The sequence below is a fragment of the Brevibacterium sp. FAM 24630 genome, assembly GCF_049804075.1.
Lineage (GTDB): Bacteria > Actinomycetota > Actinomycetes > Actinomycetales > Brevibacteriaceae > Brevibacterium.
The window spans coordinates 313,942-326,645 of sequence record NZ_JBNBZD010000002.1 but is presented as its reverse complement, the minus strand read 5'-3'; the positions used below and the strand labels follow the sequence as shown (position 1 = coordinate 326,645).

Below are 12,704 nucleotides of genomic sequence, written 5' to 3'. Positions count from 1 at the left end.
GATCAGCTCAACCGGCGGCCCCGTAAGGTTCTGGAGTACGCGACTCCTGCTGAGGTGCTCGCCGGCATCGTGATGGAAAACGTAGGATAAACGCACCACGGTGTTGCACTAGAACCCTGAGCCCGCCACGACAGAAATGTCCGATTGCGACCTGGATTTGGGGAAGTGTCCGATCGCGACCACATCTGGCCGAGCGCGGCGGCGAAGAGTGCTCCGAAGTCGCAGCGGCGAGGCGCGGGTCGCTTCGCCGCCGGTGGTGCTGCTCCCCCGGCTGCCGCTACTTCATGCGCAGGGCCCGCATCGCCGTGAGCGCACCGGTCATCGCCTTCGCGAACGTCCTCTGATCCACGGGGCCGGCCGGGGCGATCGGGTGCAGCCGCTGTTCGGCGATCGTGTGCGTGTGCATGAACTGGTGGATGCCTTCGGCTCCATGCCGGTGGCCCAGCCCCGAGGCTCTGACCCCGCCGGCCGGGGCGTCGACGGACCCCCAGCTGGCCGGGTAGACCTCGTTGACGTTGATCATTCCCGCTTGGAGCTGCCGGGCGTACTCGCGTCCGTGGGAGCGGGAGTACAAGGCGGCCGAGAGTCCGTATTCGCTGTCATTGGCCGCCGTGACCGCCTCGGCGTCGGAGGAGACCGGGTAGACGGCGACGACGGGACCGAAAGTCTCCTCACGATGCAGATCCGCCTCGGGGGGAACATCGGTGAGCACGGTCGGGGCGTAGAAGTACGGTCCGCGTTCGGGCACCGCGTGGCCGCCGGCGATGACCGCGGCACCGACGCTGCGCGCCTGCTCGACGTGGGCGCTGACCCGCTCGAACTGCTTCGGCCCGGCCAGGGACCCCATTCCCGGGCCGTACTCGAAGTCGGCGCTCAAGGTCACGGCACGGGCCGCCTCGGCGAAGTGGGCGCAGAAGGCGGGGTAGAGGTCCTTGTGGACGTAGATGCGTTCGATCGAGATGCACAGCTGCCCGGCCGAGGAGAACGACCCGCGCACGGCCCCCTCGACGGCCTTCGGCAGGTCGGCATCCGAGAGCACGACCAGGGGGTTCTTGCCGCCGAGCTCGAGCGCGGTCGGCAGCAGACGGCGTCCCGCTTCGGAGGCAATCGACCGTCCCGCGGCCGTCGAACCGGTGAATGACAGGCCGTCGGCGCCGCTGAGCAGCGCGGGTCCGACCGCGTCGACGGTGCCGGGCACGAGCTGCCACACCTCGGGAGGCAGTCCGGCTGCGATCGCCAGGCGACGCATGAAGATCGCGGTCAGGGTGGTCGTCGAGTCGGGTTTGTGGACGACGGCGTTGCCGGCGGTCAGGGCCGCGAACAGGTCGGTCGCCCCCAAGGTCAGCGGGTAGTTCCACGGCGTGATGAACCCGATCACGCCCAGCGGTGTGCGCGTGACCTCGGTGCGGGTGAGGCCGGGAATCGCCCCGCGCCGACGTTCGGGGCGCAGGTAGCGGGCAGCCATCACCCCGTAGTGGCGCAGCACATTGAAGGTGTCGAGAACCTCGTCATAAGCGTGGATGCGAGCCTTGCCGGTCTCGAACTGGACGATGTCGAGCAGCAGATCCTCGTGCCGACGCAGCGAGGCATGCAGGCGCGTGAGCACCTTCGACCGGTGTTCGACGGATTGGGCGGCCCAGGCGGAGGCGGCGATGCGGGCGGTGGTGTAGGCGGCTTCGACATCGGCGGCGGTGTTCCGGGCGAACCGGTCGACGGCCTCACCCGTGAACGGTTCGACGCCGCGCTCGCGCTCACCCGACCCCGAGGCTTCGGCGTACGGATCGGTGTCGAGGAACTCACGCAGAGCCGCTGTGACGTGGTCAGATGCGGCTTGGTTGGAGATTGTGACGGCGGTTTCTGATCTCATCGGCTGCCTTCTCATGTGACGTGGGTCATCTGCGGGATACAATACCGGTCATGGTATCGAGTGATCTTCGGCGTGCGCTGAACGGAACCGGAGACCCCACTGCAGTGATCGACCTCGACGCCTTCGACGCGAACCTCGACGCCTTGGCCGAGCGTGCTCGCGGGCTGCCGATCCGGGTCGCCACGAAATCGCTGCGGGTGCCCGCGGCCATCGATCGGGCTCTGGCCCATCCCGCCTGCGCCGGGGTGCTCTCCTATTCCGTGCCCGAGGCGCTCATCCTCCACTCCCGCGGCGTCCGCGACATCGTCATCGGCTATCCGAGTCTCGACCGTCAGGCGCTGGCCCGGATGTTCGCCGAGGCGGGAGCGCTGGACCAGATCACCGTGATGATCGACTCCGTGACCCACCTCGACATCATCGACGAGGTGAGACGATCCGTCGCCGAGGCGTCCGCTGCCTCGGTGCGGGTGTGCATCGACGTCGACTCCTCCTTCCGTCCGGCCGAGGCCTGGTTGGGCGACCGGATCCATATCGGGGCCAGGCGATCACCGGTCCGCGATGTCGACACCGCCGTGACCCTGGCCCGGCAGGTCGCCGCTCGACCGGGATTCGAGCTCGTCGGGCTGATGTTCTACGAAGGGCAGATCGCCGGCACCGCCGACGCCGGACGCTCGGCCAGACAGGTCGTCGTCCGCGCCATGCAGAAGGCTTCGATCGCCGAACTCGCCGAGCGCCGGGCGGCCGTCATCGCCGCCGTGCGGGAGATCGCCGACCTCGAATTCGTCAACGGAGGCGGCACCGGTTCCTTCGAATCGAGTGCCGTCGAGGGCACGCTGACCGATCTTGCCGCCGGCTCCGGACTCTTCTCCCCGGGACTCTTCGACGGCTACACGCACTTCCGGCACCGTCCCGCCGCCTTCTTCGTCACCCCCGTCGTGCGCAGGCCAGCACCCGGCTGGGTGACGGTGTTCAAGGGCGGCTTCATCGCCTCCGGCGTGCCCGGGCCCGACCGTCTGCCGACCATCGCCTGGCCGCCCGGGCTCGAATACTCGAGTCTCGAAGGTCCCGGTGAGGTGCAGACACCGCTGACCGGACCCGGTGCCGACGATGTGGGCATCGGCGACCTCGTCTGGTTCCGTCATGCGAAGGCGGGAGAACTGGCCGAACATTTCAACGAATTCACCGTCGTCTCCCACGGCCGGATCACCGACAGATGGGCGACGTACAGGGGAGAGGGGCTGGTGCTGTGAGCGCAGCGAAGATCGTCCGCGGTCGACAGACGGGACGGGCCCCGACGCGGGGCTCGGGTCGGGGCCGGCAGCCGTTCCGGAACTGGTCCGGGCATGTCCACGCTCATCCGCACACCTACTCGAGTCCCGCCTCGGCGGACGAACTGTCCGGAATCGTCGCCTCCGCGGCCGCAGAGGGGGAGCGGCTGCGCGTCGTCGGGGCCGGACATTCCTTCACGCCCGTCGCCGCGGGCAACGATGTCATGGTCAACCTCGATGCGCTGTCCGGGATCGTCGCCGTCGACGAATCCCGCAGGCGGGTGCGCTTCGGGGCGGGAACCCGGCTGCGGGACATCCCCGCCCTGCTCGAACCCTTCGGCCTGGCGCTGGAGAACCAGGGCGACGTCAACCCGCAGTCCCTGGCCGGGGCGATCTCGACGAGCACCCACGGCACCGGACTCGGATTCACCGGATTCGCCGGCACCGTCACGGGGCTGAGTCTCATGGGGCCCGACGGGCGGGTCCGGGAGCTCTCCGCTGACGCCGAACCGGAGACCTTCGACCTCGCCCGGGTCAGCCTCGGCGTGCTCGGAGTCATCACCGAGATCGAACTCCGCTGTGTGCCCGCCTTCGATCTCATCGCCGAGGAGAAGGTCGCGGGATTCGATGAACTCCTCGACGGGCTCGAGGAGCGGATGCGCGGTGCCGACCACTTCGAGTTCTACTGGTTTCCGCACACCGAAACGGTGCTGACGAAGACGAACACCCGTGTCGACCCGGGGGCGGCCGGGACCGGGAATCTCGCCGAGGCGGGGGTGCGCAACCGTTGGGCGACCCTCCTCGACAAGGAGATCGTCGAGAACGGGGCCCTGCGCCTGGCCGTCGAGCTCGGGGCCAAGGTGCCGGGCATGGTGCCCTCGATCAACCGCATCGCCCAGTCCGTGGTCGCGGATCGGATGTACCGGGCACCGGGCTATGACGTGTTCGTCACTCCGCGCCGAGTGAGATTCAATGAGATGGAGTATGCGCTGCCCTTCGCCGCCGGCACCGAGGCGATCCGGGAGATCCGAGAGACGATCGAGTCCAAAGGGTGGCAGATCTCGTTCCCCCTCGAGGTTCGGTGCGCGGCCGCCGATGATGTGCCGCTGTCGACGGCGACGGGACGCGAGTCGATGTACATCGCCGTCCACCGGTTCATCAAAGAGGACTTCGCCGAATACTTCCGGGTCGTCGAGCAGATCCTGTGCCGCCACGGGGGACGACCGCACTGGGGCAAGATCCATACGCGCACAACCGCTGATCTGCGCGGACTCTACCCGCGGTTCGATGACTTCTGCGAGCTGCGCGCTCGCCTCGACCCGCAGGCGATGTTCGGCAACCGCTTCACCGACTCGCTGTTCGGGCTCGACGCCCGGTGAAGATTCGGGTGCGGTGACGTCTGAAGTGCGGTGACGTCGGGCGGGATGGGGTGGTCCATCGAGCGGTCGGCCGAGTCGCAGGAAGCGGAGCGTGCCGTGTTCGAGCCGTCAGTGCGGACCGCTGGCCGCCGTTTCGAGCCAGTCGAGGATCTCCGGCCAGGCCGCCTGACCGAGTGACCGGCGGAGGAGGCCGTGATGGCCGATGCGCTCGACGCCGAGCTCGGTCGGGGTGAAGGTGCGGCGAGTCACCGGTGCCAGTCGCAGACGATCGACGAGTTCATCGATCTGCGCGGGATCGGCCCACGGGTCATCGGAGGCGCCGACTGCGAACACGGGCGTGGCCAACCGGGCCACGCGCGCTCCGGCCCCCAGTGTCGGGTCGTCGAAGAAGTACTCGGGCAGACGCAGCCACCGCGTCCACTCGAACAGCGCGGCCTGGGGAATGTCCTCGCCGAGGCCGAGCGCCCTGCCGGGCATGTACCCGAGCACCCGGGTGGCCAGGGTGCCGAGACCGCCGAGACCGAGTCCCACGCGCAGCCGCTCGCTGCGCGACACGATGTCCCGTGTCGATGCCCGGTGTGAGGCGACGGTGACGATGCCGGCCAGCGCCTCACCGCCGTAGCCCTGGACGAGGGCATGCCCGCCGATGCTGTGGCCCATCGCGACATGGGGCAGATCGGGGAAGGCGGTCGCCGCCCACTGTGCCGCGGCGGGCATGTCCTCGGCCATCCAGTCGCGCATGCGCACCCGCCGGTGCGCCCGAGCCTCGGCTCGGTCGCCGACTCCGCGCAGACCATAGGTGAGCACGATGAATCCCCGGGCGGCGGCCGCCTCGGCGAAGGAGAAGTAGAAGCGTTCGGGGGTCGCGGTGGCGGGGTGGATCGTCAGCACCGCCAGCGGTGTCCCAGCGGGGTGGAGGACGTGGCCGTCGATCTCGCTCGGGCCGTATCGGCTCGGCACTGGGATGCGCAGCTGTTCGTGGAGGGGAGTGTCCATAGGAGTCAGCGTAATCAGCAGAACACCGATTCGCTACCGATCGGTAATACAGATTTCAGGTGCGGTCGAGTCGAAAGCTGATGTCCGGGACGGCGTCCGGGTGGACTGGTACGCTCGGCGCATGACCGAGTCCGATCGGAACAGTCCCGCCACACCTTCTGAGGCAGCCAGCCGAGACCGGGAGAGAGGCCGCCGCCGGTCGATGTTCGTTGCGGCGTTCGGCACCGTCGTCGAATGGTACGACTTCTCCATCTTCTTCTATGTCGCCACGACCCTGACCAAGGAATTCTTCGGCGATCAGACGGATTCGCTGCTGCTCACCCTCGGGGTGGGGGCCGCCGGCTTCCTCTTCCGGCCCTTGGGTGCGATGGTCTTCGGCCACCTCGGCGATCGGATCGGACGCCGGTCGACGCTCATCATCTCTGCGGTCCTCATGGCGATCTCGATGCTCGGGATCGCCGTCATCCCGAACTACGAGACGATCGGCATCTGGGCGGGTGTCCTCATGGTCACCCTGCGGTGCCTGTCCGGGTTCTCCGTCGGCGCCGAATACACCGGCATCATGGTCTTCCTCATGGAATCGGCGGCACCGGGCAAACGGGGACTGGCGGCGAGCTGGGCTGCGGCCAACAGTGAAGTCGGCGCCCTGCTGGCGGTGGGCTCCGGTGCCCTGCTGGCGAATACGCTCAGCCCCGAGGCGATGGATTCCTGGGGCTGGCGGCTGCTGTTCGTCCTCGGCGCGGTGCTCGCCATCCTCATGGTGCCGCTGCGATCGATGATGGAGGAGACCGAGACCTTCAAGCGGCTGCAGCAGGCGGAGAAGGAATCGAAGGACGTCGCGCTCAAACGCTCCCCGCTCATCACCGCCGTCCTCGAGCAGCCGCGGGCGATCCTCGTCGCCTTCCTCATCTCCTCGATCGGTTCGGTCAGCTACTTCCTCAACATCACCTATGTGCCGACCTATATCGAAGAGGTGGCGAAGGTCCCGAACTCCGGCTCCCTGGCCCTGGGCACCGTGGCCGCCGTCGTCGCCATCATCGTCACCCCGTTCTTCGGGCTCGCCTCGGACAGGTTCGGGCGGAAGCCGGCCCTGGCAGCGCTCATGGTCGTCTTCGTCTTCACGACGATTCCCGCCTATGTGCTGCTGAGCAATCAGTCCGCGGGCATCGCGGTCGCCGGTTCCGCCTTCCTCGCCATCCCGGCGGCCGGGTGGAGCGCAGTAGCTGCGGCGATGGTGCCCGAACAGTTCACCGGCACGAGCCGCTTCTCCGGCATGGCGATCGGCTACAACGTGGCCACCGTCCTCTTCGGCGGACTCTCCCCGCTCATCGCCACGGCGCTCATGTCGTCGACGGGCGTCACCCTGGCCCCGGCGATCTATGCGACCGTCGTCATCGTCGTGGCCGGCGTTCCGACGCTCATCCTCGCCCGGAGCATGGGAAAGAAGACCCTCGCCGAGGTGGACGCGGACAGGCATCTCGTCCCCGCTTGACGAGTCGGGGCGGGTATCTCATCCCCGGCCGACGGACGGTCCCCACCTTAAGGGGCAGGGCAGATATTTCGTTCCACCTTAAGGGGCAGGGCAGATATTTCGTTCCGCCTTAAGGGGCAGGGCAGATGTTTCGTTCCGCCTTAAGGGGCAGGGCAGATGTTTCGTTCCGCCTGAGGGGAGGGCAGATGTTTCGTTCCGCCTGAGGGGAGGGCAGATGTTTCGTTCTGTCTGAAGGGCCAGGATGGGCGCGTGCGCCCGATTGATGACAGTCGTGTCCGATCTGCCACACGCAGGACATATCTGGAGGCCGCGGCACCCATAAGTTGGTTTCATGACAGGCATTCGGGCACACAGATCCCGGGTGCGAGAATCCGAACAGGGGATCACCATGAAACGCCTGAACCGCGCCACACTCACCGCCGCAGCCCTTCTCACCTGCACACTCGCCTTCTCCGGATGTTCGCTCATCGACCAGGTCACACCATTCGATCAGGACGGACAGTCCGGTGAACAGGCCGGGGCCGATGGCCAGCAGCCGCCGGGGTCGGGCAATACCGACCAGGAGTCGGGAACCGATGACAACACAGCCGATCAGGGATCCTCGGCTTCTTCGGACAGCGGAGCATCCTCGAACGGCGGTTCGTCGGACAGCGGCACCACGGGCACCGACGACGGCACCACGGGCAGCGGAACCTCGGGTACAGATGGCGGCTCGTCGGATTCGGGTGCGGCGGCCTCGTCGGGGAACCAGGCTGAAGTCTCGGTCGGGAAGAGCTTCACGGACCCGCAGATGGATGACGACATCGAGGTGCTCTCTGCCGTGCGCAACTTCGAATCCAGCAAGAAGGCCACCACGATCGAGCTCGGCGGTGAGGTTGTGCTCCTCGAGGTCAAGATCACTCCGGGAAAGAAGTACAGCGGCCTTATCCAATCCGGAGCCTTCAAGATCTCCAATGACGGCGGTGCCGACTATCGCTATGACCAGACCACCGGAGTCGAGGCCGAGATGGAGGCCGCCGGGTACGAACCCTTTGAAAACGTCACCCGCCGTGACGGTGGAACTCACACGGGGTGGATCGCCTATGTCCCCGATAAAAAGAAGGACACGTACACGATCCGCTACGAACGCGGAGCCGGCAAGGTCATGGGCACCGACGAGAAGATCCCCGAGTACACGAAGACCTTCGATATCCCCGCAGCCTGAACGACGCATCGAGGCCGGTTTCCGAATTCGGAAACCGGCCTCGATGATGTCTCGTGACAGCGGCGTGAATCAGGCTTCGCTGTAGGCCTTCCAGTCGGAGACTGCGGACTCAGCGAGCTGGGCGGCCACACCGGTGTAGGTCGCGGGGGTCAGCGCCTTGAGCAGCTCGGCGCGGTCCTCGGGCAGCCCGAGGCCGTCGACGAACTCCTGCAGATCGGCCTGGTCGATGCGCTTGCCGCGGGTGAGTTCCTTGAGCGTTTCATACGGATTCTCCATGCCGGGCACGCCCTGGAGACCCGCGGCACGCATCACCGACTGGATCGCCTCGCCGAGCACCTCCCAGTTCGCATCGAGATCGGCGGCCAGCGCCTCCTCGTTGATGGCGAGGGCGCCGAGGCCCTTGACGAGGTTGTTCAGCGCCAGCACCGAGTGGCCGAAGGCGACGCCGATGTTGCGCTGCGAGGTCGAGTCGGTGAGGTCGCGCTGCATCCGGGAGGTGACCAGGGTGGAGGCGAGCGAATCGAGCAGGGCACAGGAGAGCTCGAGGTTCGCCTCGGCGTTCTCGAAGCGGATCGGGTTGACCTTGTGCGGCATCGTCGACGACCCGGTCGCCCCCGCCACGGGGATCTGTTTGAAGTAGTTCATCGAGATGTAGGTCCACATATCGGTGGCGAGGTTGTGCGCGATCCGGTTGAACCGGGCGATGTCGGCGAAGAGCTCGGCATCCCAGTCGTGGGACTCGATCTGCGTGGTCAGGGCGTTGAAGCTCAGGTCGAGACGGTCTTCGACGAAGGTCTGCGCGATCTGCGGCCAGTCCGCTCCGGGTACGGCGGCCAGGTGCGCCGAATAGGTGCCGGTGGCGCCGTTGATCTTGCCGAGGAACTCGGTGGCAGCGATGCGCTCATACTGGCGGCGCAGCCGGTGGATGAAGACGGCGAGCTCTTTGCCCATCGTCGTCGGCGTCGCCGGCTGACCGTGGGTGTGCGCGAGCATCGGAACATCGGCCAGCGCCGAGGCGGATTCGGCGAGGGCGTCGATGAGTGCCTTCGCGCGGGGCAGCCACACCTGTTCGGTGGCACCTTTGATCCCGAGCGCCCAGGACAGGTTGTTGATGTCTTCGGAGGTGCAGCAGAAGTGGACGAGTTCGCTGAGATCCTCGGCCCCGATCTTCACTAGGGCCTCTTTGATTGTGTATTCGACGGCCTTGACGTCGTGGACGGTCACGGCCTCGTGGGCGGCGAGCGTCGCGATGGTCTCGGCATCGAAGTCGGCGGCGAAGTCCCGCAGACCGTCGACCTCCTCATCGGTGAGGCGTCGCACCCCCTCGATCACGGAGCTCTGTGCGAGGTGGATGAACCACTCGACCTCAACGGTGATGCGGTTGCGGTTGAGTGCCGCCTCGGAGAGGTGATCGACGAGGTCAGCGGTGTCTTTGCGGTAGCGACCATCAAGCGGTCCGAGGGCGATGGCGGGCGAGATTTCGGCAAGGGAAACAGTCGGCATACCCCTATTTTCTCATGAGCGCCCGCGCGGGGCGGAACCCGACCGTCTGGAACGGACGCCTGCCCGCGGCGAGATCGCCGGGCGGAGGTGACTCGGACACGGGCGCCTGTGGATCCGGAGGTGACTTCGACGCCGGAGGCCTGTGGGTGCTCGAGGCTCGTCCCCAAGCCGACGAGCGGGGGTTCCCTGGCCCGTTCGGAGCTCCCTACAGTCAGGCAGACAGTCAGGCAGATCGAGCGTGGAGCCGATGCGACGAGTGGGAGGAGACACGGATGATCACGGACGAGTTGGCGCGCAATCGCGACCAATGGCTGCGGCGAGGTGATCTGCTGCGTTCGGTGGCTCAGTGCTGTCGGCAGATCGACAGTTGGGACTCGCCGGCCGGGCACCTCTTCGAGGACCGGGTGACGTCGAGCGCGACGTCGATCGACCGGCTCGCGGAGTGCGCGGACGAACTCGCCGAGGCCTACGACCTCCACCTGCAGGTCGTCTCGGCGGGAGGGCGGATCCAACTGTGAACGCTGATTCCGCCACGGGCGCCGTTGAACAGTGGATCCTTGTCGACCTCGAGCGGATCCTGCGTCTGCCCGATCGGCTGCGGCGACTGTGGCCGCCCGAGCTGCTGCCGCACCGAAAGGGCGAGGGCCCGCCCCTCGCCCCCGCGGCAGTGACGGACCTCGACCCGGCGGCCGAGACGGGCCCGGGCACCGCCTCGGCGGGCGAGGGCACGCGCGACCCCCTCTCAACGGGAGACGCGAAGGCGGGCACCGCCTCGGCGGGAGGGAGCAGCGACGGCGCTGTCGGGACGGAGCGGGAGCTCGATGTTCTCACGGCGTGGGTGCACGGGTTCGCCTCCGAACTTGACCAGACGAGCACCCGCATCACCGTCGTGCTGTCCTCGGGCGTCGAAACCGTCCACCTTGCGCTCTGCCTCGGGGCGGGTGGCAGCCATGCGGTGGTGGCACTGGCGGGCGAAGGCCTTGAGGACTTCGCCGGCCATCAGCTTCTGCGCCGGATCGGTCCGGGCCAGGTCGGACGGGTCGTCGAAGCCCTCGCCGAACTCGTCGAACACGACTGCGTGCTCACCCTCAGCTGGGCCGGTCGGGGAGGAGCCGCCGGGTTGGAGTTCCTCCACCGCCGAGGCGGGACCTGGTTCCGCCCGGTTCTCGACCGCCGCGGCGACCGCGTCACCGTCGACGCCGATGTCGAAGCCGGGGACACGGCAGTGCGGAAGCTGCTGAGCGCCGTACTCACCCGCACGCTGACGATGGGGCTCCGGTGATGGTCGACTCGACCACCCGCGGCGGTGGACGCATCACCGTCGACGAGCGCGCCGAGGGCAGCGGAGACGCACTGCAGACCGTGATGGGCGAGGTCGGCGATCTGGCTGTGGAAGCGAGCATCGCCGACTTCGACCTCGCGACCCTGCTCACCCAGGTGCCCGCCCCGATCACGGCGCTCAACCTCGACGCCCGCCGGGCCGCGTTCCACCGGCAGTTAGCCGCCGTGCTCATCGAACTCGAAGCCACACTGCTCGGCGTGCGGGCCGCCGCATTCGCCTACCGGCAGGCGGAGAAGGGCATCAGCGAAGTCTTCGGAGGACTCCTCGACGCCCTCGGCTGGGCCGCCGGACGGGCGCTGGCGATGAGCCTGCCCGTCCTCATCCCGGTCGCCCTCGTCATCGGCGGCCAGGTCATCGCGGTGGCGAAGATCCTCGACGCCACCGGACTCGATGACCTCATCGTCAGACACTGGGGCATCGACCTCGGCAAGACCAAAGCACAGGCGAAGGAGGCCCTGATCAAGCTCGTGTTCGAGAACTCCGATGTGTCCGGAGCCGTCATCGAACATGTGCTGCCGGGCATCGTCGTCGGCTTCATGGGCCTGCCGCCCGGAGCGTTGGATTCGAAAGCCGGTCACGCCTTCTGGCCGCATGATTCGCAGTCGATGACGATCTGGGTGCTCGCTGGGGCCAACCGGATCGGCCTGCTGCTGCCTTCCGACGTCGAGGTGTGGAAGGCGAAGGGACTGACCCCGCCGCACACAGAACCGCCCCGAGACGTCGAAGACCTCTATATCCGCGAGGCGAACTGCCACCTCGGTGCGGACTCCGGGCAGGTGCGCATCGAAGAGATCGTCGGCCCCGACGGCGCCGTCCGCTACATCGTCTACGTTCCCGCCACCACCGACTGGTCGCCGAAGTCCGGAGACAACACGACCGATCTGACGACGAACGTCCAGGGCATGGCCGGCAACGACACCGTGATGCGCGAAATGGTGCGGCAGGCCATCGCCGATGCCGGAATCGGCCGGAGAGCGGAGGTCATGCTCGTCGGCTATTCGCAGGGAGGGATCACCGCCGGTTCGTTGGCTGTGGACCCGGCGTTCCTCGGCGATGTCAACGTCACCGCGCTCATGACGGTCGGTGCCCCGGTCTCCGACTTCCCCATCGACTCCGGCATCGACGTACTCTCCATCGAACACGAACAGGACCTTGTGCCCGACCTCGACGGAGGCGAGAATCCGGCAGCTGACAACTGGTCGACGATCACCGTCGACTACGACCCCGACGAACTGCGCAAGGCCCCCGGCCTGGCGAACAAGACCGATGCCGAACTCGATGAGATGTTCGCCTCGGCCGGTGCCGCGCACTCGTCCACGGCCTACGCGGCCTCGATCGCGCTGCTGCTGCGGGCAGGACATCCGAGTCTCAACCGCTTCACCGCGAAGAATTCAGGGTTCTTCACCGGCGATCTCAAACAGACCCACGACTATCAGGGCAAGCGCCGACGCACCTGAGCTCGCCTACCTCGTTCACGGGCCGTCCCGGTTCGGAAGCCCCGCTGCCGGCGCTGCTGAAGACGATCAGCAGTGCTCGGGGGCGCGCTTGGGCGGCAGCGCTCGCGGGCGCGGGCTGAAGACGGTCGGCAGCGCTCGCCGGCGCGGGCGCCTCGGTGCTCGGACGTGCGTTTGTCGGACGATGAAGCTTCTCTGC

At 67.4% G+C, this 12,704-nt stretch carries 10 protein-coding genes; 7 read left to right on the top strand and 3 right to left on the bottom strand.

Annotation, left to right across the window (positions count from 1 at the left end):
* Positions 1 to 277: 277 nt before the first annotated feature.
* Positions 278 to 1,867 carry a succinic semialdehyde dehydrogenase gene (locus ACPUD7_RS02900; protein WP_135541694.1) on the bottom strand — a complete coding sequence of 530 codons (1,590 nt, stop codon included), beginning with the start codon at positions 1,865 to 1,867 and terminating at the stop codon, positions 278 to 280.
* Between the two features lie 50 nt (positions 1,868 to 1,917).
* On the opposite strand from ACPUD7_RS02900, the gene ACPUD7_RS02895 reads away from it, so the two are divergent.
* Together ACPUD7_RS02895 and ACPUD7_RS02890 are read left to right on the top strand one after the other, a co-directional pair.
* A complete protein-coding gene (locus ACPUD7_RS02895) occupies positions 1,918 to 3,117 on the top strand; it encodes an amino acid deaminase/aldolase (RefSeq protein WP_135541692.1) in 1,200 nt (399 codons plus the stop codon).
* Entirely contained in the window at positions 3,114 to 4,514 is a 1,401-nt protein-coding gene (locus tag ACPUD7_RS02890) for a D-arabinono-1,4-lactone oxidase (RefSeq protein WP_240690017.1), read from the top strand. The genes ACPUD7_RS02895 and ACPUD7_RS02890 overlap by 4 nt, the downstream gene beginning before the upstream one ends.
* A 108-nt stretch (positions 4,515 to 4,622) precedes the next feature.
* On the opposite strand, the gene ACPUD7_RS02885 is transcribed toward ACPUD7_RS02890, so the two are convergent.
* Positions 4,623 to 5,510 carry a serine aminopeptidase domain-containing protein gene (locus ACPUD7_RS02885; RefSeq protein WP_135541688.1) on the bottom strand — a complete coding sequence of 296 codons (888 nt, stop codon included), beginning with the start codon at positions 5,508 to 5,510 and terminating at the stop codon, positions 4,623 to 4,625.
* 121 nt (positions 5,511 to 5,631) lie between these two features.
* Between ACPUD7_RS02885 and ACPUD7_RS02880 the strand changes: the two genes are divergently transcribed.
* Both ACPUD7_RS02880 and ACPUD7_RS02875 read left to right on the top strand, forming a co-directional pair.
* The gene (locus ACPUD7_RS02880) at positions 5,632 to 7,002 is read left to right on the top strand and encodes an MFS transporter (protein WP_135541686.1); all 1,371 of its coding nucleotides are present in this window, start codon (positions 5,632 to 5,634) and stop codon (positions 7,000 to 7,002) included.
* A gap of 388 nt (positions 7,003 to 7,390) precedes the next feature.
* Positions 7,391 to 8,206: a transcriptional regulator gene (locus ACPUD7_RS02875; RefSeq protein ID WP_135541684.1), complete on the top strand. Its 816-nt coding sequence runs from the start codon at positions 7,391 to 7,393 to the stop codon at positions 8,204 to 8,206.
* A gap of 69 nt (positions 8,207 to 8,275) precedes the next feature.
* On the opposite strand, the gene purB is transcribed toward ACPUD7_RS02875, so the two are convergent.
* Positions 8,276 to 9,709: an adenylosuccinate lyase gene (purB, locus tag ACPUD7_RS02870; protein WP_425119064.1), complete on the bottom strand. Its 1,434-nt coding sequence runs from the start codon at positions 9,707 to 9,709 to the stop codon at positions 8,276 to 8,278.
* Positions 9,710 to 9,981: 272 nt separating this feature from the next.
* Here purB and ACPUD7_RS02865 point away from each other — a divergent pair, with 272 nt between their 5' ends.
* The 3 genes from ACPUD7_RS02865 to ACPUD7_RS02855 are packed head-to-tail and all read left to right on the top strand — an operon-like array spanning position 9,982 to position 12,508.
* Positions 9,982 to 10,227, top strand: a complete 246-nt coding sequence (locus ACPUD7_RS02865) for a hypothetical protein (protein WP_135541681.1) — start codon at positions 9,982 to 9,984, stop codon at positions 10,225 to 10,227.
* On the top strand, positions 10,224 to 10,991 hold the full coding sequence (locus tag ACPUD7_RS02860) for a hypothetical protein (RefSeq protein WP_135541679.1): 768 nt from the start codon (positions 10,224 to 10,226) through the stop codon (positions 10,989 to 10,991). Before ACPUD7_RS02865 ends, ACPUD7_RS02860 begins: the two co-directional genes overlap by 4 nt.
* The gene (locus ACPUD7_RS02855) at positions 10,991 to 12,508 is read left to right on the top strand and encodes a hypothetical protein (protein ID WP_425119062.1); all 1,518 of its coding nucleotides are present in this window, start codon (positions 10,991 to 10,993) and stop codon (positions 12,506 to 12,508) included. Before ACPUD7_RS02860 ends, ACPUD7_RS02855 begins: the two co-directional genes overlap by 1 nt.
* The last annotated feature ends 196 nt before the right edge of the window (positions 12,509 to 12,704 follow it).

Bases quoted from the DNA above. Each gene is read 5' to 3' on its own strand.
- ACPUD7_RS02885 (WP_135541688.1), bottom strand. From the start codon at position 5,510: ATGGACACTCCCCTCCACGAACAGCTGCGCATCCCAGTGCCGAGCCGA.
- ACPUD7_RS02865 (WP_135541681.1), top strand. From the start codon at position 9,982: ATGATCACGGACGAGTTGGCGCGCAATCGCGACCAATGGCTGCGGCGA.
- ACPUD7_RS02875 (WP_135541684.1), top strand. From the start codon at position 7,391: ATGAAACGCCTGAACCGCGCCACACTCACCGCCGCAGCCCTTCTCACC.
- purB (WP_425119064.1), bottom strand. From the start codon at position 9,709: ATGCCGACTGTTTCCCTTGCCGAAATCTCGCCCGCCATCGCCCTCGGA.
- ACPUD7_RS02895 (WP_135541692.1), top strand. From the start codon at position 1,918: ATGGTATCGAGTGATCTTCGGCGTGCGCTGAACGGAACCGGAGACCCC.
- ACPUD7_RS02880 (WP_135541686.1), top strand. From the start codon at position 5,632: ATGACCGAGTCCGATCGGAACAGTCCCGCCACACCTTCTGAGGCAGCC.
- ACPUD7_RS02855 (WP_425119062.1), top strand. From the start codon at position 10,991: ATGGTCGACTCGACCACCCGCGGCGGTGGACGCATCACCGTCGACGAG.
- ACPUD7_RS02900 (WP_135541694.1), bottom strand. From the start codon at position 1,867: ATGAGATCAGAAACCGCCGTCACAATCTCCAACCAAGCCGCATCTGAC.